The organism is Sphingomonas sp. CFBP 13728 (assembly GCF_014841895.1).
GTDB lineage: Bacteria > Pseudomonadota > Alphaproteobacteria > Sphingomonadales > Sphingomonadaceae > Sphingomonas.
The window spans coordinates 1,525,274-1,550,581 of sequence record NZ_JACYUS010000001.1 but is presented as its reverse complement, the minus strand read 5'-3'; the positions used below and the strand labels follow the sequence as shown (position 1 = coordinate 1,550,581).

At 65.8% G+C, this 25,308-nt stretch carries 23 protein-coding genes; 19 read left to right on the top strand and 4 right to left on the bottom strand.

Annotated features, from left to right (window positions below):
• The first annotated feature begins 102 nt into the window (after positions 1 to 102).
• The 11 genes from gnd (at position 103) to IFT67_RS06930 (ending at position 10,564) form a co-directional block, all read left to right on the top strand.
• On the top strand, positions 103 to 1,086 hold the full coding sequence (gnd, locus tag IFT67_RS06980) for a phosphogluconate dehydrogenase (NAD(+)-dependent, decarboxylating) (protein ID WP_192145789.1): 984 nt from the start codon (positions 103 to 105) through the stop codon (positions 1,084 to 1,086).
• Positions 1,087 to 1,094: 8 nt separating this feature from the next.
• Positions 1,095 to 1,907, top strand: a complete 813-nt coding sequence (locus tag IFT67_RS06975) for an HAD family hydrolase (protein ID WP_192145787.1) — start codon at positions 1,095 to 1,097, stop codon at positions 1,905 to 1,907.
• Positions 1,904 to 2,647, top strand: a complete 744-nt coding sequence (locus tag IFT67_RS06970; RefSeq protein ID WP_060527242.1) for an HAD-IIB family hydrolase — start codon at positions 1,904 to 1,906, stop codon at positions 2,645 to 2,647. Before IFT67_RS06975 ends, IFT67_RS06970 begins: the two co-directional genes overlap by 4 nt.
• A 4-nt stretch (positions 2,648 to 2,651) precedes the next feature.
• A complete protein-coding gene (locus IFT67_RS06965; protein WP_192145785.1) occupies positions 2,652 to 3,119 on the top strand; it encodes a GreA/GreB family elongation factor in 468 nt (155 codons plus the stop codon).
• Positions 3,119 to 3,301, top strand: a complete 183-nt coding sequence (locus IFT67_RS06960; RefSeq protein WP_055881387.1) for a hypothetical protein — start codon at positions 3,119 to 3,121, stop codon at positions 3,299 to 3,301. The genes IFT67_RS06965 and IFT67_RS06960 overlap by 1 nt, the downstream gene beginning before the upstream one ends.
• Before the next feature lie 524 nt (positions 3,302 to 3,825).
• On the top strand, positions 3,826 to 4,998 hold the full coding sequence (locus tag IFT67_RS06955; RefSeq protein WP_274602660.1) for a BaiN/RdsA family NAD(P)/FAD-dependent oxidoreductase: 1,173 nt from the start codon (positions 3,826 to 3,828) through the stop codon (positions 4,996 to 4,998).
• A 56-nt stretch (positions 4,999 to 5,054) separates the two neighbouring features.
• Complete coding sequence (locus IFT67_RS06950) at positions 5,055 to 6,824, top strand: DEAD/DEAH box helicase (RefSeq protein WP_056055171.1); 1,770 nt, start codon at positions 5,055 to 5,057, stop codon at positions 6,822 to 6,824.
• Positions 6,825 to 6,990: 166 nt separating this feature from the next.
• Positions 6,991 to 7,461, top strand: coding sequence for a YaiI/YqxD family protein (locus IFT67_RS06945; protein ID WP_120299723.1), 471 nt, complete (start codon positions 6,991 to 6,993; stop codon positions 7,459 to 7,461).
• A 90-nt stretch (positions 7,462 to 7,551) separates the two neighbouring features.
• Positions 7,552 to 8,850: an Hsp70 family protein gene (locus IFT67_RS06940; protein ID WP_192145783.1), complete on the top strand. Its 1,299-nt coding sequence runs from the start codon at positions 7,552 to 7,554 to the stop codon at positions 8,848 to 8,850.
• A complete protein-coding gene (locus tag IFT67_RS06935; protein WP_192145781.1) occupies positions 8,847 to 9,509 on the top strand; it encodes a spermidine synthase in 663 nt (220 codons plus the stop codon). Before IFT67_RS06940 ends, IFT67_RS06935 begins: the two co-directional genes overlap by 4 nt.
• Positions 9,506 to 10,564 carry an AbrB family protein gene (locus IFT67_RS06930; RefSeq protein WP_192145779.1) on the top strand — a complete coding sequence of 353 codons (1,059 nt, stop codon included), beginning with the start codon at positions 9,506 to 9,508 and terminating at the stop codon, positions 10,562 to 10,564. Before IFT67_RS06935 ends, IFT67_RS06930 begins: the two co-directional genes overlap by 4 nt.
• Before the next feature lie 165 nt (positions 10,565 to 10,729).
• Here the strand turns inward: IFT67_RS06930 and IFT67_RS06925 are convergent, their stop codons facing one another.
• Together IFT67_RS06925 and IFT67_RS06920 are read right to left on the bottom strand one after the other, a co-directional pair.
• The gene (locus IFT67_RS06925; RefSeq protein WP_192145777.1) at positions 10,730 to 12,055 is read right to left on the bottom strand and encodes a sigma-54-dependent transcriptional regulator; all 1,326 of its coding nucleotides are present in this window, start codon (positions 12,053 to 12,055) and stop codon (positions 10,730 to 10,732) included.
• The gene (locus IFT67_RS06920) at positions 12,052 to 13,836 is read right to left on the bottom strand and encodes a sensor histidine kinase (RefSeq protein ID WP_197982913.1); all 1,785 of its coding nucleotides are present in this window, start codon (positions 13,834 to 13,836) and stop codon (positions 12,052 to 12,054) included. The genes IFT67_RS06925 and IFT67_RS06920 overlap by 4 nt, the downstream gene beginning before the upstream one ends.
• Before the next feature lie 207 nt (positions 13,837 to 14,043).
• On the opposite strand from IFT67_RS06920, the gene IFT67_RS06915 reads away from it, so the two are divergent.
• From IFT67_RS06915 to IFT67_RS06900, 4 genes are all read left to right on the top strand, one after another.
• Entirely contained in the window at positions 14,044 to 15,387 is a 1,344-nt protein-coding gene (locus tag IFT67_RS06915) for a dicarboxylate/amino acid:cation symporter (protein ID WP_274602659.1), read from the top strand.
• A 52-nt stretch (positions 15,388 to 15,439) separates the two neighbouring features.
• Positions 15,440 to 16,978 (top strand): alginate export family protein, encoded by a 1,539-nt coding sequence (locus IFT67_RS06910; RefSeq protein WP_244647189.1) that lies wholly within the window; start codon positions 15,440 to 15,442, stop codon positions 16,976 to 16,978.
• 267 nt (positions 16,979 to 17,245) lie between these two features.
• Positions 17,246 to 18,442, top strand: a complete 1,197-nt coding sequence (locus IFT67_RS06905; protein ID WP_192146559.1) for an acyl-CoA dehydrogenase family protein — start codon at positions 17,246 to 17,248, stop codon at positions 18,440 to 18,442.
• Between the two features lie 4 nt (positions 18,443 to 18,446).
• Positions 18,447 to 19,529: an acyl-CoA dehydrogenase family protein gene (locus IFT67_RS06900; protein ID WP_192145773.1), complete on the top strand. Its 1,083-nt coding sequence runs from the start codon at positions 18,447 to 18,449 to the stop codon at positions 19,527 to 19,529.
• A gap of 139 nt (positions 19,530 to 19,668) precedes the next feature.
• Here the strand turns inward: IFT67_RS06900 and IFT67_RS06895 are convergent, their stop codons facing one another.
• Both IFT67_RS06895 and IFT67_RS06890 read right to left on the bottom strand, forming a co-directional pair.
• On the bottom strand, positions 19,669 to 19,986 hold the full coding sequence (locus IFT67_RS06895; protein WP_192145771.1) for a hypothetical protein: 318 nt from the start codon (positions 19,984 to 19,986) through the stop codon (positions 19,669 to 19,671).
• Between the two features lie 54 nt (positions 19,987 to 20,040).
• Complete coding sequence (locus IFT67_RS06890) at positions 20,041 to 20,946, bottom strand: LysR family transcriptional regulator (RefSeq protein WP_192145769.1); 906 nt, start codon at positions 20,944 to 20,946, stop codon at positions 20,041 to 20,043.
• Positions 20,947 to 21,053: 107 nt separating this feature from the next.
• On the opposite strand from IFT67_RS06890, the gene IFT67_RS06885 reads away from it, so the two are divergent.
• The 4 genes from IFT67_RS06885 (at position 21,054) to IFT67_RS06870 (ending at position 25,297) form a co-directional block, all read left to right on the top strand.
• Complete coding sequence (locus tag IFT67_RS06885) at positions 21,054 to 22,580, top strand: CoA-acylating methylmalonate-semialdehyde dehydrogenase (protein ID WP_192145767.1); 1,527 nt, start codon at positions 21,054 to 21,056, stop codon at positions 22,578 to 22,580.
• 5 nt (positions 22,581 to 22,585) lie between these two features.
• Positions 22,586 to 22,996 carry a VOC family protein gene (locus IFT67_RS06880; protein ID WP_342450575.1) on the top strand — a complete coding sequence of 137 codons (411 nt, stop codon included), beginning with the start codon at positions 22,586 to 22,588 and terminating at the stop codon, positions 22,994 to 22,996.
• Entirely contained in the window at positions 22,993 to 24,138 is a 1,146-nt protein-coding gene (locus IFT67_RS06875; protein WP_342450574.1) for an acyl-CoA dehydrogenase family protein, read from the top strand. Before IFT67_RS06880 ends, IFT67_RS06875 begins: the two co-directional genes overlap by 4 nt.
• Positions 24,139 to 24,253: 115 nt before the next feature.
• Positions 24,254 to 25,297 (top strand): 3-hydroxyisobutyryl-CoA hydrolase, encoded by a 1,044-nt coding sequence (locus IFT67_RS06870; RefSeq protein WP_192145761.1) that lies wholly within the window; start codon positions 24,254 to 24,256, stop codon positions 25,295 to 25,297.
• Positions 25,298 to 25,308: the final 11 nt, after the last annotated feature.

The following is a 25,308-nucleotide window of genomic DNA, read 5'->3' as shown; positions in this document are numbered from 1 at the left end:
AGAGGGCTGGGGTGAGGGGCTGCCACATGCGCCTCCGCCTGGAACTGCCCCTCACCCCGACCCTCTCCCCGGAGGGGAGAGGAAGAAGACAAGGATTTTACCATGAAGATCGGACTGATCGGCCTCGGCCGGATGGGCGGCAACATCGCGCGCCGGTTGATGAAGAACGGCCACGAAGTCGTTGCGTTCGACCGCGATGCCGAAGCCGTGAAGAAGCTCGCCGCCGACGGCGCGATCGGTGCGGACTCGCTCGACGACATGCACGCCAAGCTCGACACCCCGGCGATCTGGTGGGTCATGGTCCCCGCAGGCGAGCCGACCGAGCAGACCGTCCAGGCGATCGCGGAGAAGGCGTCCGCGGGCGACATCATCATCGACGGCGGCAACAGCTTCTACAAGGACGACATCCGCCGCGCGAAGGAACTGGCCGAAAAGGGCATCCGCTATGTCGACGTCGGCACGTCCGGCGGCGTGTGGGGCCTCGAACGCGGCTATTGCATGATGATCGGCGGCGAGAAGGACACGGTCGATTATCTCGATCCGATCTTCAAGACGCTCGCACCGGGCGTCGGCGAGATCGTCCGCACGCCGGGCCGCGTCGAGGACGTCGCCGATCCGCGCGCGGAAGAGGGCTATATCCATGCCGGGCCTCCGGGCGCGGGCCACTTCGTCAAGATGGTCCATAACGGCATCGAATACGGCCTGATGCAGGCCTATGCCGAGGGCTTCGACATCCTCAAGGGCAAGTCGGGCGAGCATGTCGCCGAGGAGGAGCGGTTCGACCTCAACCTCGTCGATATCGCCGAAGTATGGCGTCGGGGCAGCGTGATCACGTCGTGGTTGCTCGACCTCTCGGCGAGCGCGCTTGCCAAGGATGGCAAGCTCGAAAGCTATAGCGGCAGCGTCGCGGACTCTGGTGAAGGCCAGTGGACGATCGACGCGGCGATGGAGGAGAAGGTACCGGCCAACGTGCTGACCGCTGCCCTGTTCGCGCGCTATCGCAGCCGGGTGGACCATACGTTCGGCGACAAGCTGTTGTCGGCGATGCGCTTCGGCTTTGGCGGTCATGTCGAGATGCCGCAGTGAGCGGTGGCATGAGCGATATCAAGCTGCTGGTCTCCGATGTCGACGGCACGCTCGTCGACAAGGAGAAGAAGGTCACGCCCGCCACCGTCGATGCCGTCAAGCGGCTGAAGGCGGCGGGCCTCGGCTTCACGATCATCAGCGCGCGGCCGCGCTCGGGGATGATGCCGATCGCCGAGTTGCTCGGCATCGACGAGCCGATGGGCGCGTTCAACGGCGGGATCGTCTTCAAGCGCGACGGCACCGTGATCGAGCACCACATGATCGACGTCGACGTCGTCCGCGGCGCGATGGAGATCATCGGCGATGCGCCGGTCGATACGTGGTTCTTCGCGGACGACGTCTGGTACGCCAGCACCGACCAGGGCGGTCATGTCGGCAGCGAGAAGAAGGCCTCCGCGCAAGACCCGGTGATCGTCTCCGACTTCACCGACCTGCTCGCCAAGGCGGACAAGGTGACGTTCGTCAGCGATGACGAAGACCTGTTGCGCGACCTGCACGCGAAGGTCGCCGCAAAGTTCGATACGCAGGCGACGATCGTACAGTCGCAGACCTATTATCTCGACATCACGCCGGTGGCCGGAAACAAGGGCAGTGGGATCGAGGAACTGGCGGACGCGTTCGGCATCAGCTTGACGCAGACCGCGGCGATCGGCGATCAGGCCAACGATATCGCGATGCTCAAGCGCGCCAAGCTGGCGATCGCGATGGGCAATGCGCCACAGACTGTCCGTGACGTCGCGCACGAGATTACTAGCGCGAACGATGCCGACGGCGTCGCGCACGCGATCGACACGTTTATCCTTACTGGAGTTTCCGCATGAAAGAGTTGGTTGCCTTCGACCTCGATGGAACGCTGGCCGAGAGCAAGCAGCCCCTGCAGGAGCCGATGGGCGAGGCGCTGGCGAACCTGCTCGACGTCGCGCACGTCGCGGTGATCTCGGGCGGCGACTGGCCGCAGTTCGAAAAGCAGGTCGCGTCGCGCCTGCCCGAGCGTGCCGATCGCACCAAGCTGTGGCTGATGCCGACCACAGGCACCAAGCTGTACCGCTTCGATGGCGAATGGCGCGCGGTGTATGCCGAGCTGTTCGAGGACGACGAGAAGCAGAAGATCCTGAAGGCGTTCGACGAGTCGCTTGAGGCTACCGGGTTCGTGCCGGAGAAGACCTGGGGCGAGCGGATCGAGGATCGTGGCAGCCAGATCACGTTCTCCGCGCTCGGCCAGGAAGCGCCGATCGATGCCAAGCACAGCTGGGATCCGGATTTCGCCAAGCGCAAGGTGATCCAGGCGGACTTGCAGAAGCGCCTGCCGGGGCTGTCGATCAACATGGGCGGCGCGACCTCGATCGATATCACGCGTGAGGGTGTCGACAAGGCGTATGGCCTGAAGAAGCTCAACGAAGCGAGCGGCATCGCGCTCGACAAGATGATGTTCATCGGCGACGCGATCTTCCCGGGCGGGAATGATTATCCCGCCGAGCAGCTTGGGCTGGACGTCGTGAAGGTGAAGAACGTCGACGGCACTCTGGCGGCAATCGCCGGGATCGTCGCGTGCCTGAAGTGAGGTCATGAGCGTCGCCTTCCGTCGCGAGAGTGACGAGGAACATCTCGAACCGAAGTTCGAACAGCCGATCGCGCCGGGGCCTAATCTGGTCACGGCGCGGGGGCTGCGGTTGCTCGGTGAGCGGGTGACGGAGATCGAGGCGGCGGTTGCGGCGGAGACGGACGAGGAGGCGCGCAAGCTGTTGCTGCGCGACCTGCGCTATTGGCACACGCGTCAGACGACCGCCGAACTCGCGCCTTCGCCCGAAGAGGATGAAGTCGGGATCGGCTCGCGGGTTCGGGTTCGGATGAACGGGGCTGAGCGGGTTATTTCCATCGTTGGTGGCGATGAAGCTGAGCCTGGCGAGGACCGGCTGGCGTTCTCGGCACCACTGGCGCGCGCGCTGATGGGGGCGGCAGTTGGCGAGACGGTTGCGTTTGCGGACAAGGCGGACGCGATCGAGGTTCTGGCGATCGACAAGGATGACGGCTGATGGCTGAGGCGAAATTCGAACGGCATCGTCAGGCGTGGACGCAGGACGAGATCCAGAAACTGCATACGCTGGCGAAGAAGGGCATGGCGCTGAAGGCGATCGCCAAGGCGCTGACGCGGAGTGAGGAGTCGGTGAAGGTGCGGGCGAAGGAAGACTCGTTGAATATCGCCAAGCTGCGGTAGGCTTTTTGCTAGAAGCCCTCTCCCCTTCGGGGAGAGGGTTGGGTGAGGGGCTGTTCCTGGCGACGCACTGCTTGGCGGCCCCTCACCCCGACCCTCTCCCCGGAGGGGAGAGGGAGCAGAAGGGGGCGTTATCGTCTCCTCCACGCCGTCGGAGGCTTCCGAGCCCCCGCATGGCGCCACTTCGAACGGCACCACCGCGAGAGACATTGCCGCGATAGGCGCCGCCCCCGCCCGAATGGCACTACCCCGGCGGAGGCCGGGGCCCAATTGGAAAGGTCGGAGTAACGACGCGCGACCTGCGTCATCGCCGTCCCCCCAATTGGGCCCCGGCCTCCGCCGGGGTGGTGTTGGTGTGCTGGCGTGGCTGACAGATATGCAGGCTAGCGCCTATGTGGCACACCCCGAACACGCTACAGGGGCCACTCCTTGTTCTCCCGCGAAGGCGGGAGCCCAGTCTGGGTCCCCGCCTTCGCGGGGAAACACTCTAATTGGCGGCTGCTGACCGAAGCCGCACGGAGCGACACTTGTCCGAATACGACGCAATAATCCTCGGCGCAGGTGCAGCCGGCCTCATGTGCGCCGCGGTCGCAGGCCAGCGCGGCCGTAAGATCCTGCTCGTCGATCACGTCGACCAGGCGGGCAAGAAGATCCTGATCTCCGGCGGAGGACGGTGCAATTTCACCAACGTCCACACCGCCGCCGACCGCTACATCTCCGCCAACCCGCATTTCGCCAAGTCCGCGCTCGGCCGGTACACCGCACAGGACTTCCTCGCGCTCGTCGAATCCTACGGCATCGCGTGGCACGAGAAGACGCTAGGTCAACTCTTCTGCGACGGCTCCGCCAAGCAGATCGTCGAGATGCTCCTCGACGAATGCGACAAGGGCCGCGTCGACCTGTCGCTCGGCCGCGCGGTCACCGGAGTCGACCATGCGGACGGCCGCTATCGCGTATCGCTAGACGGTCGCACCGTCACCGCGCCTGCGCTGGTCATTGCCACCGGTGGCCCATCGATCCCGAAGATGGGCGCGACTGGGTTCGCCTATGATCTCGCGCGGCAGTTCGGGTTGAAGGTCGTCGAGCCACGCCCCGCCCTGGTCCCGCTGACGCTCGGCGGCGACGAGACGCTGTTCCGCGAATTGTCGGGCGTCGCCGCAGAGGTCGTCGCCACCGCCAACAAGACCGCCTTCCGCGAAGCAGCGCTGTTCACGCACCGCGGCCTGTCCGGCCCCGCGATCCTCCAGGTCTCGTCCTATTGGCGCAACGGCCAGCCTGTCGGGATCGATTTCCTCCCCGATCGCGAGTCCGGCTGGCTGCCCGCGGCCAAGCGTACCACGCCGCGCGCGACTCTCCGGAAACTGCTCGGCAGCACGCTCCCGGACCGACTCGCGGAGACTTTGAGCGAGCGTTTGGGCATGACGAGCGAGATTTCCACGCTCACCGATCGGAAACTCCAGGACGCCGAACGCGCGCTAAGTCATTGGCAATTCACGCCGAATGGTTCCGAAGGCTATGCCAAGGCCGAGGTCACGGCGGGCGGAATCAGCACCGCGGAACTCTCTTCGCAAACAATGCAAGCCAAACGCGTACCAATGCTGTATGCAGTCGGCGAAGCGGTCGATGTCACAGGGTGGCTCGGCGGCTACAACTTCCAATGGGCATGGGCGAGCGGGTGGGCCGCGGGTCAAGTCCTGTAGGGACCACCACGCCAGTGCCTTGCCGTTGCGTAAGCCGGCCACCAATTAGGACGTACATGCCTTTTACAAATATTCCGTCGCTTCTTTCCGAGGCGCTCGAAGCGCGTGGTTATACCGCGCTGACCCCCGTCCAGGCTCATGTGATCGAGGACAATGCGATCGGTCGCGATCTCGTCGTGTCGGCGCAGACCGGCTCTGGCAAGACCGTGGCGTTCGGCCTGGCGATGGCCGGCGAACTGCTTGGCGAAGCGGGCGAGGACGGCGTCCAGCGCCTGCCCGCACCGCATAAGCCGCTCGTGCTCTGCATCGCGCCGACTCGCGAGCTCGCGCTCCAGGTCAGCCGCGAACTGATGTGGCTCTATGCCAAGGCCGGCGCGCGCATCTCGACCTGCGTCGGCGGCATGGACGCCTCGAAGGAGCGTCGTTCGCTTGCACACGGCGCGCATATCGTCGTCGGCACGCCAGGCCGTCTGCGCGATCACCTCGAGCGTGGCGCGCTCGACCTGTCGGCCTTGAAGGTCGCGGTGCTCGACGAGGCCGACGAAATGCTCGACATGGGCTTCCGCGAAGACCTCGAGCAGATCCTCGATGCGTCGCCGGAAGCGCGCCGTACGCTGCTGTTCTCGGCGACGATGCCGCGGCCGATCGTCGCGCTCGCCAAGCGCTACCAGAAGGATGCGCTGCGGATTTCGACCGTCGGCGAGGATCGCGGCCATGGCGACATCTCGTACCAGGCCGTCACGGTCTCGCCGTCCGAGATCGAGCATGCGGTGATCAACCTGCTGCGCTTCCACGAGGCGGAGACGGCGATGCTGTTCTGCGCGACTCGCGACAATGTGCGTCACCTGCACGCCAGCTTGGTCGAGCGTGGCTTTGCCGCGGTCGCCTTGTCTGGCGAGCATTCGCAGAACGAGCGTAACGCGGCGCTTCAGGCTTTGCGTGATCGTCGCGCACGCGTTTGCGTCGCGACCGACGTTGCCGCTCGCGGCATCGATCTGCCGACGCTGTCGCTGGTCGTGCACGTCGAGCTGCCGCGTGACGCCGAGACGCTCCAGCATCGCTCGGGTCGTACCGGTCGTGCGGGCAAGAAGGGCACGGCCGTCCTGATCGTGCCGTTCCCGCGTCGCCGTCGCGTCGAGATGATGCTCCGTGGTGCGAAGATCAACGCGGAGTGGGTCAACGCCCCGACCGCGGAGGACATCCGCAAGAACGATCACGAGCGCCTGATCGGCATGCTGTTGCAGCCGGTCGAGGTCGAGGAGGAGGATCGCGCACTCGCCGTCCGCCTGATGGCCGAAAAGACGCCGGAGGATATCGCCGCCGCGCTGGTGCACATGCACCGTGCGACGATGCCGCAGGCCGAGGATCTGATCGATCAGAGCAAGCAGCCGACTCAAGACGAGCGTTCGCAGGGTCCGCGCGCGGGCTTCGAGGACACGGTGTGGTTCCGCATGGATATCGGTCGTCGCCAGAACGCCGATCCGCGCTGGATCCTGCCGCTGATCTGCCGTCGTGGGCACATCACCAAGTCCGAGATCGGTGCGATCCGCATCGGTCCGAACGAGACGGCGTTCGAGATTCCGCGCGCTGTGGCGTCGCGGTTCTCGGCAGCGATCCAGCGTACGGCGCAGGCTGGCGAGGAAGAGAGCGGCGTTGCCATCGAGGCGATGCAGGGCGCGCCCGAGAGCGGTGCGCGGCATGATGGCGGCGGCGGTGGTCGCAGCAATGCGAGCGGTCCCCGCTCGACGCTGCACCGTGCGGCCCCGCGTGGCGGTCCGGCTCCTGCGCGGAAGCCTCCGTACCGCGGCAACCGCGAGCGTAGCTGAGGGCCTCGACGCGTCCTTCCCACTAGGGAAGGGCGCGTTGCCCTCAAGAACTCCGTCATCCTGACTAAAGTCAGGATCCAGAGTAACGAACGCCGCCCTGCTTGATCCTGGATCCTGACTTTCGTCAGGATGACGGGAGTGAGTGGGGCGGTCCGGGATGTGTACGATGACGAACGTATCTTCCAGCGCGATCCGTATCCTCGTCGACGCCGACGCATGCCCCGTCAAAGACGAAATCTACAAGGTCGCGTGGCGCCACGAAGTCCCCGTGACGATCGTCGCGAACAGCCATTTCCGCATCCCCGTCCATCCGCTGATCTCGCGCGTCGTCGTCAGCGACGGGTTCGACGCCGCCGACGACTGGATCGCCGAACAGGCCGATGCGAAGTCGGTCGTGATCACGGCTGACATCCTGCTCGCCGACCGCTGCGTGAAGGCCGGCGCGACCGTGCTCGCCAACACCGGCAAGCCCTTCACCACCAGCTCGATCGGCGGTGCGATCGCCACCCGCGCGATCATGGCCGACCTTCGCGCGGGTGGCGACATCATCGGCGGCCCCGCGCCGTTCTCCAAGACCGACCGGTCGAGCTTCCTCTCCGCGCTAGATGCCGCGCTGGTCCGGCTGAAGCGCCGCTAAGCTCGCGTCGCCTGCCCTGAAACCGACTTTACTGGTTGCCATCCCGGTCCCCGCGTCGGCATAGGCGCGCGTTCATTGAAGGATGACGCGATGCAGACGGACGCTGGCGGCCCCGCTTTGGGGCTGGATTTCGGCACGACCAACAGCGTCGTGGCGCTGGGGACCAAAGGCGGTTCGCCGGAGCTGGTGACGTTCGCCGCCCCTGCCGAGACGAGCCCGGTATTCCGCTCGGCGTTGTGCTTCTGGCAGGACGACAGCGGCAAGGGGCTCGCGTCGGACGCGGGGCCGTGGGCGATCGCGGAATATATGGAGTACCCGCTCGACAGCCGATTCATCCAGTCGTTCAAGTCGGTCGCGGCGATGAAGACGTTCGAGCAGGCCTCGGTCTTCGACAAGCGCTATCGCTTCGAGGAAATGGGCCAGCTGTTTCTCGAAAAGCTGATCGCGCACGCGGGCGGTAAGCTCGATACGCGGCCGCACCGGATCGTCGTCGGCCGCCCGGTCGAATATGCCGGCGCGCGGCCCGACGAAGCGCTCGCCCGCACGCGCTATGACGCGATGTTCAAGGGCTTCGGCGCGGAGATCCATTACGTCTATGAGCCGCTTGGCGCGGCGTATAGCTACGCGACGAGGCTGACCGAGCCGGCAACGATCCTGGTGGCGGATTTCGGCGGCGGTACGAGCGACTTTTCGGTGGTGCGTGTGGCCGAGCCGGGTGCGGCGCGGCGGTGTACCCCGCTTGGGCATGCGGGTGTCGGGATCGCCGGCGATCGGTTCGACTACCGGATCCTCGACAGGCTGGTGTTGCCGATGCTGGGCAAGGGCGGCGCGTACAAGTCGTTCGGCAAGGAACTGGAGATTCCGCGCGCGTATTTCGCCGATTTCGCGGACTGGTCGCGGCTGGCGTTGATGCGCAACCGCAAGACGATGACCGAGCTGGAGCGGTTGCAGAAGACCGCAGTCGATCCGGACGCGATCGGGCGGATGATCGCGGTGATCGAGAACGAACTCGGCTATCCGTTGTATGATGCGGTCGGGTCGCTCAAGCGCGCGCTGTCGAGTGGCGAGGATGCGCATTTCCACTTTGCGGGCGCGGGGCTGGAGATCGAGGCGGACGTGACGCGGGCGCAGTTCGAGGGGTGGATCGCCGACGACGTCGTGCGGATCGAGGCGGCGGTCGACCGGGCCTTGGAGGTGGCGAACGTCGGTGGGGGCGAGATCGACCGGGTGTTCCTGACCGGTGGATCGTCGCTGATCCCGCGCATCCGGCAAATCTTCGTCGAGCGGTTCGGCGAGGCGGCGATCATGAGCGGCGGCGAGCTGACCTCGATCGCGCACGGGCTCGCGTTGATCGGCGAGCAGGACGATATCGCGGCCTGGTCGGCATGATCCCTCGGGTTCTGCTCGGAACGGCACAGGTGCCGGGTGGGGGTGAGCTTCGCTTGCTCCAGCGTGGTGCCGAGTTCTCGATCATGCTCGGCGCGAACGAGTTGATGAACAGTCGGCTGAGCGGGTCGGAAGAGGCGCTGGCGGAGCAGGCTTGCGACCGGATCGGTGCGCGGCCGGGCGTGCGGATGCTGATCGGCGGGCTTGGGATGGGGTTTACCCTTCGCGCGGCGCTGGCTCGGCTTGGGCCTGACGCGGAGGTAGTCGTGGCGGAGATCGTGCCGGCGGTGATCGAATGGGCGCGCGGGCCGATGGCGGCGCTGCACGGTGACAGCCTGACCGATCCGCGGACCCGGATCTTTGAGGGCGACGTCGCCGCGGCGGTCGCGGAGGGTGATTGGGACGCGATCCTGTTCGACGTCGACAACGGTCCGGACGGAATTTCTCGGCCGGGTAACGATCGGCTTTACGGGGCGCGCGGATTGTCCCTGGCGCGAGCGGCTTTGCGGCCGGGTGGGGTGCTTGCCGTGTGGTCGTCGGCGCCGAGCAAGCCGTTCGCTGCCCGGCTTGCCGAAGCGGATTTCGCGGTGGACGAAGTAATCGCGCGGGCGACGCGCAAGGGCGGCGCGCGGCACACGATCTGGTTCGCCACCAAGCCATGATCTGGCGGTGGGCCGTCTTGATCGCGCTGTCGGCGGTGATCGCGGGGCTGCTGGAGGTCGTCGGGCTGCCCGCGGGGTTGCTGCTCGGGCCGATGGTAGCCGCGGTCGTGCTGGCGGTGCGGGGGTGGTCGCTGACCGTGCCGACTTCGGCGTTTCGCGGGGCGCAGGCGGCGGTCGGGACTTTGATTGCAGGGTCGATTACCACGGGGATCGTCGCGACGGTGGCGGATCACTGGCCGGTGTTCCTGATGGTGAATTTCGTCACACTCGCGGCAAGCAGTGTGCTCGGGTATCTGCTCAGCCGGTGGCAGGTGTTGCCGGGGACCGTCGCGGTGTGGGGATCGACGCCGGGCGCGGCGAGCGCGATGGTGTTGATGGCGCAGGCGTACGGCGCGGATTCGCGGCTGGTCGCGGTGATGACCTATACTCGGGTTGTGAGCGTGGCGGTGGTTGCTTCGGTGCTGGCGGCGGTAATGGTCGGCGGCGGGAGCGGGCATCATGTTGCGGGCACGTGGTTCGCGTCCGTAGACCCGCTGGTCGTGCTGCGGACGATCGCGATCGCCGGCGTCGGCGCGGGTGTCGGCGTCGTGCTGAAGCTTCCCGCCGGGGCCTTGCTCGGGTCGCTGGTGGCGGGGGCGGCGCTCAATGTCACCGGCGTCGCGCAGCCGGTGTTGCCGCAGTGGCTGCTGGCGATCAGCTATGCGGTGGTCGGGTGGCGGATCGGGCTGTCGTTCACGCGCGACACGCTGCGGGTCGCGGGGAAGGCGATGCCGCGGATCCTGTTGTCGGTGGCGCTGCTGATCGCGTTCTGCGGCGGGATCGCGGCGGCGTTGACGCGGTGGTGGGGGATCGATCCGGTTACCGCGTATCTGGCGACTAGTCCGGGCGGGATGGACTCGGTCGCAATTATTGCGGCGTCCAGTCCGGTCGATGTACCGTTCGTGATGGCATTGCAGGTTTTGCGGTTCCTGGGGGTGCTGTTGATTGGGCCACCGCTGGCGAAGTTCGTGGCTACGCGGCAGGGCGGTGTGCCGCCGCCGGTCATTCCGACTTAGAACCAATCGAGACAACCCGACCTCCGTTCGCCCTGAGCGAAGTCGAAGGGTGGGTATCGTGCGCAGGTGCTTCGACTTCGCTCAGCACGAACGGTTGTGGGGGTGCGACCTCGTTTGGAGCGAACGGGTGGGGCATCGAACCCTGGTTCCATCAGCAGCGGGGCGTCAGCCCTTGGTCGGGCGATACGCCTCGACGTCGATCTCGTGGCGCTTCAGCTTATCGTAGAACGTCTTGCGCGGGATGCCGAGCGCGGCCAGCGCGGAGCGGACGTCGCCACTTACCTGTTGCAGCACGGCGCGGATCGTCGCTTCCTCGAACTTGTCGACGCGGGCGGGGAGAGGGATGTCGCTGTCTTCGTCGACGGGGTCCTCGGCTTCGACGCGCAGCACCAGACGTTTCGCCAGATTGTCGAGTTCGCGGACGTTGCCGGGCCAGTCGTGTTGGCCGAGATACGCTAGCGTCGCGGTGTCGATCGTCGGGACCTCGCGGCCGAACCGCTCTGCCGCCTGATGGAGCAGGTGGCCGAACAACAGCGGAATGTCGTCTCGGCGTTCTCGCAAAGGAGGGATGCGCAGGCGTACCGCGTCGAGGCGGAAGAGGAGGTCGGCGCGGAACCTCCCTCCCTCGACAGCCTGTTCAAGGCCGGGTTTGGCGGCGGCGATCACGCGCAGGTCTAGCGCACGGGGGAGATCTCCGCCGACCGGCATCACCTCGCGCTCCTCCAGGACGCGGAGCAGTTTCGCTTGGAACGCAGGGAGGGTGCTCTCGATCTCGTCGAGGAACAGCGTGCCGCGGTTCGAGGCTTCGATCCGGCCGGTACGCGGCAGGCGGGAGTCGCCGTCATGGCCGAACAGCTCGATCTCCGCGACCGCCTCGGGCAGCGCGGCGCAGTTGACCGCGACGAACGGGCGGGAGCGGCGGTTGCTCCAGCGGTGGAGTAGTACAGCGACAAGTTCCTTGCCGGTGCCGGTCTCGCCTTCGACCAACACGTCGATATCGGCTTGCGCGATCTGCCGCATCGTTTCGCGGAGGCGGACCATCACCGGGGTCTCGCCGATTAGCGGTTCGGCGCCGATCGTTTCCTCCGCCGCGGCGCGGAGACGGCGGTTGTCGAGGACGAGGCGGCGCATTTCGAGCGCACGGCGCGCGCCCGCGATCAGGTGATCGGTGGCGAAGGGTTTCGGGATGAAGTCGAACGCGCCGTTCTTGAGTGCGGCGACCGCCATCGCGACGTCGCCGTGGCCGGTCATCAGCAGCACCGGGATCTCGTGGTCGATCGCGGCGATCCGGCGGAAGAGTTCGAGGCCGTCCATCTTCGGCATGCGGATGTCGGACACCACCGCGCCGTCGAACCCGGCGGTAACGCGGGCGAGCGCGACGGTCGGGTCGCGCTCCGCGATCACCGCGATCCCGGCGAGCTCGAACGATTGCTCCAACGCCCCGCGCAACACGTCGTCGTCGTCGACGAGCAAGACGGCTTGCTCGCTCATGCCTTCACCAGGATCATACGGAAGATGGCGCCTTCTGGAGCGGGGACGAGGTCGAGCGTGCCGCCGAACTCGGTCATGATGTCGCGTGCGATGCCGAGGCCGAGCCCGAGGCCGTCCTTCTTGCTCGTCGCGAACGGGGTGAAGAGGTGGTCGGCGATGTCGGCCTCGATGCCGGGACCGTTGTCGGCGACGGTCAGCACGACATCACGGCCTTTACGCCCGACGGTGACGCTGACGCGGGCATCGCGGCGGTCGGCAACCGCGTCGAGCGCGTTCTGGAGGAGGTTGACCAGCACTTGTTCCAGGCGGACGCGGCCGGCGATTACCGTCAAGCGCGCCTCGGGACCGTTCGGCAGGTCGAGCGTCACGCCCTTGGCGCGGAAGCGGTCGCCGATCAGCAGGCGGACGCCGTCGATCGCCTCGTCGAGCGCGACGGGGCCGATCGATCCTGCGCCACGCCGTGCATAGCGCCTGAGCCCAGCGGTGATCGTGCCGATCCGGCTGGTGAGGTCGACGATCGACTGGAGATTGGTTGCCGCGCGCGCAGGTTCGCCGCGGTCGAGGAAGGCCGCGGCGTTGTCGGCGAAAGTGCGGATTGCGGCGACCGGCTGGTTGATCTCGTGCGCGACGCTGGCGGTGATCGTGCCGATCGAGCCGACGCGGTTGGCGTGCGCCAGCTCCTCGCGGGCCTGGCGGAACCTCTGGTCGGACGCCTCGCGCTGCTCGACCTCGATCTGAAGGCGGTCGGCGGTAGCGCGGAGCTCGGCGGTGCGGCGGGCGACCTCCGCCTCCAGTTCCGCGCGCGCGCCGACGTTGCGCTTGCGCCGCTCATACAGCCACCACGTGCCGAGTATCGCCGCGATCGTCAGCATCGCGGCGATCGCGGTGGCCCAACGCGTGCGTGCCGCGGCGGTCCGCAGGGCAGCGTCGAGCGGCTCCATATGCACCAGCCGCCAGCCCGAGATCGGTACCGGCAACGACACCGTGATCGCAGGCGATCCGTCGGGCAGTCGTGAAACCCCCTCGGCAAGCCTCAGTGGGGCGGGAGCCAGTGGCGACGTCCCGAACTGGCGCGTCTCAACCAGTTCGGCGCGACGCGGAGGCGAGAGCGGGCGGGTGGTCCGAAATTCGAGCTTCGGATCGCTGGAGATCAGGATGACGCCGTCGGGATCGGTGACGAAGGTCGCCATCCGGTCCTGGATCCACGCGCGTGCGATCTTTTCGAACTCGACCTTGACCACGACCACGCCGAGCGGTCGCCCGGCGCGGTCGATCCGTCGCGACAGGTACAGGCCCGGCCGCCCGCTGACGCTGCCGAGCGCGAAGAACTCGGTTGCGCCCGACGCCATCGCCTTGGTGAAATAGTCGCGGAACCGGTAGTCGTGGCCGAGGAAGCTGTCCGGGCGCCCGGCGTTCGAGGCGGCGATCGTCATGCCCTGCGTATCGAGTGCGTAGATGACCGGTGCGCCGGTGCGCTCGGCCAGCAGCGCGAGCTTGGTGTTGAGCGCTTGGTCGACCTTGCCCGACGCCAGCGCCGCGCGGACATCGGGGTATTCGCCGAGCATGATCGGCAACAGGCGATAGGTCTGCAACTCGGCTTCGAGCAGGCGAAGGTTGCTGCGCGTCTGCTGGACCGCGCGCATCCAAACGCCTGCGCGCGCGTCTTCGGCGGCGCGCTGGCCGTAGATCGAGGCGACTCCCGCGACGATCGTGCCAAGCGCCGCGAACGCCATCAGCACCGCCATCGCAGTAACGAACAGGGAGGATCGGAGTCGCGTCATTTTGTGCGGATTATCACACACGCACCGCCCGTACCATTGATGAAATGCGGCGATTTCCACACGTCCGAACAATGGGTATGCTGATAAATGGCTAAAAACCAACGTTCTAAGCGCTGAAGGGACTGGTCTTGTAGTCCTGGGTTCGGCCCGGCATTACCGTCGTACATAACGTCCCGCGTGAGTGGACGAGGATAGCAGGAGGCGATGTTGACCCTACCCACCCAGACATATGGCGTCGCGGAAACGCCCGCGCGGAAGCGCTGGAGCGGCCAGCTCTATATCCAGGTCCTGATCGCGATCGCGCTCGGCGCGGCGCTCGGGCATTTCTATCCGACGTACGGCGCGGCGCTGAAGCCGCTCGGCGATGCGTTCATCAAGCTGGTGAAGATGATCATCGCTCCGGTGATCTTCCTGACGCTCGTCACCGGTATCGCGGGCATGAAGGAGCTCGGCTCGGTCGGCCGCGTCGCGGGCAAGGCGTTCGCCTACTTCCTGTTCTTCTCGACGCTGGCGCTGATCGTCGGGCTCATCGTGGCCAACGTCGTCCAGCCGGGCGCGGGGATGAACATCGACGCCGCTACGCTCGATACCAAGGGCATCGCCGACTACACCGTGAAGGCGCACGAGACGACGATCACCGGGTTCCTGATGAGCATCATCCCGGACACGATGGTCAGCGCGTTCACAGAAGGCAACATCCTCCAGATCCTGCTCGTCGCGATCCTGTTCGGCATCTCGCTGAGCCTGGTCGGCGAGCCTGCCAAGCCCGTGCTGAACTTCCTCGAGCGCCTCAGCCTGATCGTCTTCAAGCTGGTCGGCATCCTGATGCGCGCAGCCCCGCTCGGCGCGTTCGGCGCGATCGCGTTCACGATCGGGAAGTACGGGATCGGCAGCCTTGCCAATCTCGGTGCGCTGGTCGCAACCTTTTATCTCACCGCGGCGCTGTTCGTGATCGTCGTGCTTGGCACGGTCGCACGCCTGACTGGCTTCTCGATCTTCAAGCTGATCAAGTATCTGAAGGCAGAACTGCTGCTGGTGCTCGGAACGTCGTCGTCGGAAGCCGCACTGCCGAACCTGATTCAGAAGATGGAGGCGGCAGGCTGCGAGAAGTCGGTGGTCGGGCTGGTCGTGCCGACCGGCTATTCGTTCAATCTCGACGGCACCAACATCTACATGACGCTGGCGGCGCTGTTCATTGCGCAGGCGACCAACACGCATCTGACGCTTGGCCAGGAACTGTTGCTGCTGGTCGTCGCGATGATCTCTTCGAAGGGTGCGGCGGGCGTTACCGGCGCGGGCTTCATCACGCTCGCTGCGACGTTGTCGATCGTGCCGACGGTGCCGATCGCCGGCATGGCGCTGATCCTCGGCGTCGATCGCTTCATGAGCGAGTGCCGCAGCCTGACCAACTTCATCGGCAACGCGGTCGCGACGATCGTCGTCGCCCGCTGGGAAGGCGCACTCGACCGCGACAAGCTCGATGCTGCGCTGTCGGGCAAGCTTCCCGAGTTCGTGCCGGCGGCAATCCCTGCCGCTGCTACCGCCCATTGATGCCGGCGGGGACGGCCAGTCCGTCCCCGTTCGCCAGTACCGGAACTTGCTTATGACCTCGATGACGATGCGCCGCTTGCGGCACGCGGCTGGCCTTGCCACGTCCGCGCTCTCGATCTTCGCGTTCGCGAATGTCGCCACCGCGCAGGCCGAGGCGCCGCCGTCACGGCAGGCCAATATCGGCGCCAAGGACGTGTCGAGCACTGCCGAAGCCTCGCCGATCGCCGAGAGCTATCCCAATGCCGCGATCGGCGACGGCGTGACGGCGGGTGGTTACAACCAGTCGCGCTGGGCGGAGGACTGGTCGAAGCTGCGCGACCCGAAGAAGCGCAAGGACATCGTCGACCAGCTGAAGTTCATCTCGATCGCGGGTGATGGCGACGTCTATTTGACGCTGTCGGGCGAGGCGCGGTTGCGCGTCAACCAGACGACCAACCCCAATCTGCGCGATGCCGAAGCGCAGCGGCAGGACATCCTTCGCCTGTTCGGTGGCGCTGACCTGCATGTCGGCGAGCATCTTCGCTTCTACGGCGAACTCGCGCATGGCACGCTGGAGGGACAGAATCTCGGGACGGCGCTGCCGAACCTGCGCAACAAGTTGGCGGTGCAGCAGGCGTTCGTCGACCTGACCGGGACGGTCGCCGATGTCGATGTCGGCGTGCGCTATGGCCGCCAGACGTTTGCGGACGGTCCCAACCTGCTGGTCGTGCCGCGCGACAACAACACGTTGTTCTTTGGCTTCAACGGCTTCCGCGCCTGGGCGCGCACCGCCGGCGTCCGTGCCGACGTGTTCGACTTCAAGCCGACCGCCTATGGCAATGGCGGTACTCAGGACGACAATGCGGAGAGCGCGCGGCGCTTCTCGGGTATCTCGACCGGGATCGTCGTGCCGGAAACGCTGTTCGGGGGCTCGAAGCTGTACGTCGATCCGTTCCTCTGGCGGTTGCGCAACCGGGCAGCAGTGTGGGGCACGGACAACGCGCGCGAAGTCCGCAATTTCTACGGGCTCCACGTCTGGGGCGATGCAGGGCCGGTCAATCTCGACTGGACGATCAATTACCAGGGCGGTTCGTACGACAATCGCTCGATCAAGGCGTGGCTGATCCTGTTGGCGCAGACCTATAAGCTCGGCGAGGGCAAGTCCGCACCGCGCGTCGGCTTCCACGCCGACTATGCGAGCGGCGGCGGCGCGTACGGTAACGGCACGCTGCGCAACTCGCTGGCGCCGTTCGGTAATAACATCTATTACAGCTATCAGCTGTTCGCGACGCCGACCAACCTGCTCGCGCTGGCGCCCAACGTGACCTTTACGCCGTTCGGCAAGCTGCGCATGACCGCGGAGTATCAGCGCTCGTGGCGCGATACGACGAGCGATGCGGTGTACCGCGCGAACGGCACCGCGTTTGCCGGCACGCAGAATTTCGGGGGCAAGAAGATCGCCGATACGCTGCGGTTCCAGGCGGTGTACCCGTTCACCTCGCGGCTGTCGTTCACCGGGCGGTACGAGCATCTGATCGCGGGGCCTGCGCTGACGAATGCGGGGTACAAGAACTCCGACTTCCTGGCCGGCTGGATCAGCTATCGGTTCTGACGCTTTACTGATCCTCTCCTGCAAGGGGAAGGTGGCTGGCGCTTGCCAGTCGGAGGGGGAGGAAATGGCAACCGCTGTTCTGTGTCCTCCCCCTCCGTCACCTTCGGTGCCACCCCCCCCTGGCGGGGGAGGATTAGGAGGGCGGCGATACCGTTCGGATTAACCTGGGTCGCACTGCCAACAAATTCCAAGGCATCGACCATACCGGTCCTTCAATTCCCTGATCGACTGTGGCACAGAGGCTCCAACATCAGGAGTCACATGGCCATGGATCTCAGCTTCACGCCCGAGGAAGAAGCGTTCCGCGAGGAAGTCCGCGCGTTCTTCCGCGACAAACTCCCCGCACGCCTCTCGACGCTGGTTCGCGAGGGCAAGCGGCTGCGCAAGTCGGACATGGAGGAATGGCACGCGATCCTCAACGAACGCGGCTGGCTGGCGAACCATTGGCCCGAGGAGTGGGGCGGTCCGGGCTGGAGCGTGATCCAGCGCTTCATCTTCGATAATGAATCCGCGCTCGCCCACGCGCCTCGCGTCGTACCGTTCGGGGTGAACATGCTCGGCCCGGTGCTGATCAAATACGGCTCCGAAGAGCAGAAGAAGCAGTGGCTGCCGCGGATCCTCGATGGCTCCGACTGGTGGTGCCAGGGGTATTCGGAGCCGGGCGCCGGCTCCGATCTGGCCGGTCTCAAGACCACAGCAGTTCGTAACGGCGACGTCTATGTCGTCAACGGCCAGAAGACCTGGACGACACTCGGCCAGCATGCCGACATGATCTTCTGCCTCGTCCGCACCGACGCGACCGCGAAGAAGCAGGAAGGCATCTCGTTCCTGCTGATCGACATGAAGTCGCCCGGCATCGAGGTACGCCCGATCACGCTAATCGACGGCGAGCAGGAGGTGAACGAGGTGTTCTTCACCGATGTCGAGGTGCCGGTGGCGAACCTCGTCGGCGAGGAGAATCTAGGCTGGACCTACGCAAAGTATCTGCTGACCTATGAGCGCACCAACATCGCCGGCGTCGGCTTCTCGATCGCGTCGTTCGAGCGGCTGAAGGAAGTCGCGCAGACGCAGAAGAAGGGCGGGCGCTCGCTGGCGGATGACCCGCTGTTCGCGGCGCGGATGGCACGGGTCGAGATCGACTTGGCCAACATGCAGACGACCAATCTGCGCGTGCTTGCGGCGGTCGCGGGTGGCGGTGCGCCTGGCGCGGAGAGTTCGATGCTCAAGATCAAGGGCACCGAGATTCGCCAGGAGATCACGTCGCTGACCCGTCGTGCGTACGGCTCCTACGCGGCGCCCTACATACCCGAAGCTCTGGAGGCCGGGTGGAACGGCGAGGATGTCGGCCCGGAGGACGCGGCGATGGCGGCGCCGAGCTATTTCAACAACCGCAAACTGTCGATCTTCGGCGGGTCGAACGAGATCCAGAAGAACATCATCTCCAAAGCCATCCTGGGTCTGTGATACCATGAACTTCGAACACACCGACGACCGCCGCATGCTCGCCGACACGCTCGTGCGGGCGTTGCGCGACGGCTATCCGATCGAGACGCGCAACGCGGGTGCGTATGGCGAGACGGGGTATGACGCGGGCGTCTGGCAGCAGTTGACCGAGCTCGGCATTGTCTCGGCGCTGTTCGACGAGGCGGCGGGCGGTTTCGGCGGCAGCGGGTTCGACATCATGGTGGTGTTTGAGGCGCTCGGCCGCGCGCTGGTGGTCGAGCCTTTCCTCGGTGCGCTGATGGCGGGGCGCGCGCTGGCCAAGGCTGGCGGGCATGACGAGACGCTCGCCGGGATCGTCTCGGGCGAGACGATCGCCGCGTTCGCGCACGATGATGGCGCGACGCCGGTGACTGCGACGGAGAGCGGCGATGGTTGGACGCTCAATGGGACGAAGGCTGTCGTTTCGCAGGCCGGTGCGGCATCGGTGTTCGTCGTGACGGCCGAGCAGGATGGCGACCCACTCGTGCTGCTCGTGCCAGCGGGTACGGCGGGCGTATCGGTTCGCAGCTTCAACGTCGTCGAGGGTGGCGCAGCCGGTGACGTGACGTTCGACAACGCCACTTTCGGCGCCGATGCGCGCGTCGGTGGCGAAGGGCAGGGGCAGGCGATCGTCGATGCGGCGGTTGGGGCAGGGCTACTCGCGCTGTCGGCCGAAGCGGTTGGCGCGATGGAGTTCGTCAAGGAAGCGACGCTCGGCTACCTCCGCGACCGGAAGCAGTTCGGCGTGCCGATCGGCAAGTTCCAGGCGCTCCAGCACCGCATGGCGACGGTGTTGCTCGAGATCGAACAGGCGCATTCCGCGGTGATCAACGCGGCGTCGGCGTTCGACGGCGATGATGCGAAGGCGCGTGAGCGGGCTTTGGCGGCGGCGAAATACACGATCGGGCGAACTGGTGCGCTGGTCGCCGAGGAAACGATCCAGCTCCACGGCGGCATAGGCATGACGTGGGAATACGCGGTGTCGCACTACGCCAAGCGGCTGGTGATGATCGACCACCAGCTCGGCGACGAAGACCATCACCTCCAACGCTACATCGCGCTGGGCTGAGACCCGCTTGCTCTACGTCATCCTGACGAAAGTCAGGACCCAGGGTTACAAGCGTTGTCCTCCATGGCTCTGGATCCTGACTTTCGTCAGGATGACGAGGTAGGGGACGGCGGGGTCGAAGGATGGGAGCTGCTGTGACCTACCGCGTGCGCTTCCCGATCATCGGTCGGAGCCGCACGCCGAGGCAGATCACGGTCGGCCACAACAATGTGTTGAGGATATCCAGCGAGGTATCCTCCCAGCGCCACGACCCAAAGCTCAGCCGGTCCATGATCTCGTTGAAGGCTTCACCCGCGACGACGACCCACCACGGGATGAACGTCCCGAACGAACGCCGTGTCACCAGTCGCGCTATCATCAACAACGCCATGCCGGCGTGGATGTGGAGGATGGCATCGGGCAGTCCCGTCCCGTCGCCGATCCAGATGATGGCATCATGGTACAATTTGGGGATCACGCTTCACTCCGGGCGAAAACAGCAGGGCCGTGGCAGTGCGAGCCTATACGAGCCTCAACCGGAAGCGCCAATCGTACCGAGCATCAACGGTTTGAGCTCGCCGATCGTCGCGTCGAGCCAGGCGATGAACCGATCGATCCGCGCGATCCGCCGGACATCGCGGTGGACGACGAGCCAGAACGAGCGCTGGATATCCACCGCTTCGGGCAGCACGCGCACCAGTCCAGGCATTTGGTCGCCGATGAAGCACGGCAGGATCCCACAGCCCGCTCCCGCCGCGATCAGCTCGGCCTGCGCGACGATGCTCGAACTGCGGATCGACGCATCGAGGCGGTTGTCGATCTCCGCCAGATAACGGAGTTCGGGCGCGTAGATCATGTCGGGGACATAGCCGATCAGGCGGTATCGCATCAGATCCGTGGTGGTCGCGATCGGCCCTGTCCGCGCGAGGTGATCCGGATGCGCGTAGAGGCCGAGGTGATAGTCGGTCAGCTTGCGCGCGACCAGCGGCCCGCTTTTCGGCCGCGCGAGCATCACCGCGATATCCGCCTCTCGCCGCGACGGGTTGAGGAAGCCGGTCGACGCGATCAGGTCAACCGCAATCCGCGGATGCTGGTTGGTGAACGACGCGAGGCGTGGCGCGAGGATGCGGCTGCCGAAGCCTTCCGACACGCTCAACCGGATCGGCCCCGCGAGCACGCCCGCGTCGGTGCCGACGACTTCCTGGATGCCGAGCGCGGACGCCTCCATCGTCTCGGCATGATCGAGCAGCGCCGCGCCGCGTTCGGTCAGCGCGTAGCCCGCCACGGTCTGCTCGAACAACGTCGTCTGGAGTCGGCGTTCAAGTCTTTGCAGCCGCCGCGAGACTGTCGTCGCGTCTTGTCCGAGCAGTTTGGCGGCTGGCCCGAGCCTGTGCGTGCGCGCCAAAGCGAGGAAATACCGGACGTCGTCCCAATCCATGAACGCCTCACCCTATGCTGCATATCTGCAGAGCGTATCTGCAAACAGCCCCACTTGGCTGCGAAACGCTTATGGCGGACGATGCGGGCAACAAGAAGAGGATGCCCATGCGGACGATCGAGAATTTCGTGAGCGGTGCGGCCAGCACGGCCGAGCGCTTCGGCGACGTGTTCGACCCGAATTCCGGCGACGTGCAGGCGCGCGTGCGGCTGTCGGGTGCGACCGATCTGGATGCGGCCGTTGCGGCGGCGCAGAAGGCGCAGCCGGGCTGGGCCGCGACTAACCCTCAACGGCGTGCTCGCGTGATGTTCGAGTTCAAGCGGCTCGTCGAGGCGAACATGGACGAACTCGCGCGGCTGCTGTCGTCCGAGCACGGCAAGGTGATCGCGGATTCGAAGGGCGATATCCAGCGCGGGCTCGAGGTCATCGAGTTCTGTTGCGGCATCCCGCACATCCTCAAGGGCGAATACACGCAGGGTGCCGGGCCGGGGATCGACGTCTATTCGATGCGCCAGCCGCTCGGCATCGGTGCCGGCATCACGCCGTTCAATTTCCCGGCGATGATCCCGTTGTGGATGTCGGGCGTTGCGATCGCCACGGGTAATGCGTTCATCCTCAAGCCCAGCGAGCGCGACCCTTCGGTGCCGGTGCGGCTCGGCGAACTGTTCGTCGAGGCGGGGCTGCCCGAGGGCATCTTCCAGGTCGTCCACGGCGACAAGGAGATGGTCGACGCGATCCTCGATCATCCCGCGATCTCGGCGGTGAGCTTCGTCGGGTCGTCCGACATCGCGCATTACGTGTACCGCCGCGGCGTCGAGGCGGGCAAGCGCGTCCAGGCGATGGGCGGCGCGAAGAACCACGGCATCGTCATGCCCGACGCGGACCTCGACCAGGTCGTGGCGGACTTGTCGGGCGCGGCGTTCGGGAGCGCCGGCGAGCGCTGCATGGCGTTGCCGGTGGTGGTGCCCGTCGGCGAGAAGACCGCGATTGCGCTGCGCGAGAAGCTGATCCCGGCGATCGCTGCTTTGCGGGTTGGCGTGTCGACGGACAACGACGCGCATTACGGGCCGGTGGTGAACGCGGCGCATCGCACCCGGATCGAGAACTGGATCCAGACCGGCGTCGACGAGGGCGCGGAACTGGTCGTCGATGGGCGCGGGTTTGCGTTGCAGGGGCATGAGAAGGGCTTCTTCATCGGGCCGTCGCTGTTCGATCACGTGACGACGGAGATGTCTGCGTACAAGGAAGAAATTTTCGGGCCCGTCCTCCAGATCGTCCGCGCGGCCGATTTCGAGGAGGCGGTGCGGCTGCCGAGCGAGCATCAATACGGCAACGGCGTCGCGATCTTCACGCGCAACGGGCACGCGGCGCGCGAGTTCGCGGCGCGGGTGAATGTGGGCATGGTGGGCATCAACGTGCCGATCCCGGTGCCGGTGGCGTATCACACGTTCGGTGGGTGGAAGCGCTCGGCGTTCGGCGACACCAACCAGCACGGCATGGAGGGCGTGAAGTTCTGGACCAAGGTCAAGACGATCACGCAGCGTTGGCCGGACGGGTCTGCGCTGCATGCGATGGCCGAGGATGGCGGTCCGGCGCGCAATAACGACGCGTTCGTTATTCCGACGATGGGGTGAGTGGGGTGCGCCTGGCAACCGTCGCCCTCGTCGTTCGCGATTATGACGAAGCGATTGCGTATTTCGTCGGTACGCTGGGCTTCGTACTGGTCGAGGATAGCGATCTGGGCGGCGGCAAGCGCTGGGTGCGTGTCGCAGCCCCGGGCGGCGGTTCGGCGCTGCTGCTCGCCAAGGCGGTTGGCGATGAGCAGATCGCGGCGATCGGCAAGGCTGGCGGCGGGCGCGTTTCTTATTTCCTGAACACCGACGATTTCTGGGTATCTTACGCGGCGCTGAAAGCCAACGGCGTTGATTTCGTCGAAGCGCCGCGCGACGAGCCCTATGGATGGGTCGTCGTGTTCGCCGACCTGTACGGCAACCAATGGGATCTGGTCGGATTGACCGCAGACGCAAAAGCCAATGGAGCTTCCTCGTGACCAACCAGTTCGACCTCACCGACGACCAGCGCGAAATCCAGGAGCTGGCACGCCGGTTCACCGCCGACCGGATCACGCCGCATGCGGCCGAGTGGGACGAGAAGCACATCTTCCCGCGCGAGACGATCAAGGCGGCGGCCGAGCTCGGGTTTGCGGCGATCTATGTCAGTGAGGACAGCGGCGGGATCGCGCTCGGGCGGCTCGAGGCGGCGCTGATCATGGAGGCGATGTCTTACGGGTGCCCTTCGACGTCCGCTTTCATCAGCATTCATAACATGGCGGCGTGGATGATCGATCGGTTCGGGTCGACCGCGGTGAAGGACAAGTATCTGCCCGATCTAGTGACGATGGACCGGCTGGCGAGCTACTGCCTGACCGAACCGGGGTCGGGTTCCGACGCGGCGGCGCTGAAGACGCGGGCGGTACGGGATGGCGACGACTGGATCGTGACCGGCTCGAAGCAGTTCATCTCGGGCGCAGGCGAGAACGAGGTGTATGTCACCATGGTCCGTACCGGTGAGGATGGGCCGAAGGGCATCTCGTGCCTCGTGATCGAGAAAGACATGCCGGGCGTGTCGTTCGGCGCGAACGAGAAGAAGCTTGGCTGGCATTCGCAGCCGACGCGGCAGGTGATCTTCGACGGCGTCCGGGTGCCAACGGCGAACATGGTCGGGGGTGAGGGCGAGGGTTTTCGGATCGCGATGATGGGGCTCGATGGCGGGCGTCTGAACATCGGTGCGTGCTCGCTTGGCGGGGCGCAGCGGTGTCTCGACGAGGCGATCGCGTATACGAAGGATCGGAAACAGTTCGGGAAGGCGATCGCGGATTTCCAGAACACGCAGTTCATGCTGGCGGACATGGCGACCGAATTGGAGGCGGCGCGGGCGCTGCTGTATATGGCGGCGGCGAAGGTAACGGCGAACGCGCCCGACAAGACCAAGTTCGCGGCGATGGCGAAGCGGCTGGCGACGGATACCGGCTCGTCGGTGGTCGACCGTGCGTTGCAGCTGCATGGTGGCTACGGGTATCTGCAGGACTACCCGATCGAACGTTTCTGGCGTGATCTGCGCGTGCATTCGATCCTCGAAGGCACGAACCAGGTCATGCGCATGATCGTCGGTCGCGAACTGACGCGGCAGTGAGTCCGCGCAGCTTTGCTCTTTTCTTCTGCTCCGCGCCTCCGCGTCTCCGCGTGAACCAAGATTTTTTTCACGCGGAGACGCGGAGGCGCGGAGAGGGTGTTTTGGAGGTGAACGCGTGACCGATGATCTGATCGTCGAGAGTGAAGGGCCTGTCGGCCGTATTCGGTTGAACCGACCGAAGGCATTGCATGCGTTGAACCTGGCGATGTGCGATGGCGTGCTCGAGGCGCTGGAGGCGTGGCGTGGCGATGCGGCGGTCGAGGCGATCGTGGTCGATCATGCTGAGGGACGTGGGTTCTGCGCTGGCGGGGATATCCGCTTGCTTGCAGCCTCGGGCGCGACCGATGGCGTCGAGGCGCGCGCGTTCTTTCATGCCGAGTACCGCATGAACCATCGGCTGTTCACCTATGCCAAGCCGATCGTCGCGTTCATGGACGGGATCACGATGGGTGGCGGCGTCGGCCTTGCACTGCCGTGCCGGTTCCGAGTGGCGACTGAGAACACCAAGTTCGCGATGCCGGAGACGGGGATCGGGCTGTTCCCGGATGTCGGCGGCGGCTGGTATCTGTCGCGGTTGCCGGGGCGGATCGGTCAGTATCTCGCGCTGACCGGGCACCGGCTCGATGGCGCGGAGTGTCTCGCGCTCGGGCTGGCGACGCATTTTCTTGCGAGCGATACGTTCGATACGGCCAAGGCGCGGATCGCGGAGACGCCGCAGGATATTGCGGGCGTGTTGGACGCATTGGCCACGTCGGCACCCGACGCGAAGATCTTGGCTCGCAAGGGCGAGATCGACCGGCTTTTCGCGTCGGACGTGCTGGAGGAGATCTATGCTGCGCTCGACGCCGATGGCGGCGAGTGGGCAACGCAGACGCTCGCGACGCTGAGGACGAAGTCGCCGCAGACCATGAAGGTGTCGCTCCGGTTGCTCCACGAGGGCGCGGGGATGGCGAGTTTTGCGGACGAGATGCGGCAGGAGTACGCCGTTGGTGCGCATGTCGTGCAGCGGCATGACTTTATCGAGGGCGTGCGCGCGGTGATTGTCGACAAGGACAATGCGCCGCGCTGGGATCCGGCGACGCCCGAGGATGTGACCGATCACGTGATCGACCAGATCTTCGCGCCGTTGCCGGAGCATGAGGCGTGGACGCCGGGCTAAAAGAACAGCAC

What these genes read in the sequence shown, in the direction of transcription:
- gnd (WP_192145789.1), top strand. Translation starts at nt 103, where the DNA reads ATGAAGATCGGACTGATCGGCCTCGGCCGGATGGGCGGCAACATCGCG.
- IFT67_RS06975 (WP_192145787.1), top strand. Translation starts at nt 1,095, where the DNA reads ATGAGCGATATCAAGCTGCTGGTCTCCGATGTCGACGGCACGCTCGTC.
- IFT67_RS06970 (WP_060527242.1), top strand. Translation starts at nt 1,904, where the DNA reads ATGAAAGAGTTGGTTGCCTTCGACCTCGATGGAACGCTGGCCGAGAGC.
- IFT67_RS06965 (WP_192145785.1), top strand. Translation starts at nt 2,652, where the DNA reads ATGAGCGTCGCCTTCCGTCGCGAGAGTGACGAGGAACATCTCGAACCG.
- IFT67_RS06960 (WP_055881387.1), top strand. Translation starts at nt 3,119, where the DNA reads ATGGCTGAGGCGAAATTCGAACGGCATCGTCAGGCGTGGACGCAGGAC.
- IFT67_RS06950 (WP_056055171.1), top strand. Translation starts at nt 5,055, where the DNA reads ATGCCTTTTACAAATATTCCGTCGCTTCTTTCCGAGGCGCTCGAAGCG.
- IFT67_RS06945 (WP_120299723.1), top strand. Translation starts at nt 6,991, where the DNA reads ATGACGAACGTATCTTCCAGCGCGATCCGTATCCTCGTCGACGCCGAC.
- IFT67_RS06940 (WP_192145783.1), top strand. Translation starts at nt 7,552, where the DNA reads ATGCAGACGGACGCTGGCGGCCCCGCTTTGGGGCTGGATTTCGGCACG.
- IFT67_RS06935 (WP_192145781.1), top strand. Translation starts at nt 8,847, where the DNA reads ATGATCCCTCGGGTTCTGCTCGGAACGGCACAGGTGCCGGGTGGGGGT.
- IFT67_RS06930 (WP_192145779.1), top strand. Translation starts at nt 9,506, where the DNA reads ATGATCTGGCGGTGGGCCGTCTTGATCGCGCTGTCGGCGGTGATCGCG.
- IFT67_RS06925 (WP_192145777.1), bottom strand. Translation starts at nt 12,055, where the DNA reads ATGAGCGAGCAAGCCGTCTTGCTCGTCGACGACGACGACGTGTTGCGC.
- IFT67_RS06920 (WP_197982913.1), bottom strand. Translation starts at nt 13,836, where the DNA reads ATGACGCGACTCCGATCCTCCCTGTTCGTTACTGCGATGGCGGTGCTG.
- IFT67_RS06910 (WP_244647189.1), top strand. Translation starts at nt 15,440, where the DNA reads ATGACCTCGATGACGATGCGCCGCTTGCGGCACGCGGCTGGCCTTGCC.
- IFT67_RS06905 (WP_192146559.1), top strand. Translation starts at nt 17,246, where the DNA reads ATGGATCTCAGCTTCACGCCCGAGGAAGAAGCGTTCCGCGAGGAAGTC.
- IFT67_RS06900 (WP_192145773.1), top strand. Translation starts at nt 18,447, where the DNA reads ATGAACTTCGAACACACCGACGACCGCCGCATGCTCGCCGACACGCTC.
- IFT67_RS06890 (WP_192145769.1), bottom strand. Translation starts at nt 20,946, where the DNA reads ATGGATTGGGACGACGTCCGGTATTTCCTCGCTTTGGCGCGCACGCAC.
- IFT67_RS06885 (WP_192145767.1), top strand. Translation starts at nt 21,054, where the DNA reads ATGCGGACGATCGAGAATTTCGTGAGCGGTGCGGCCAGCACGGCCGAG.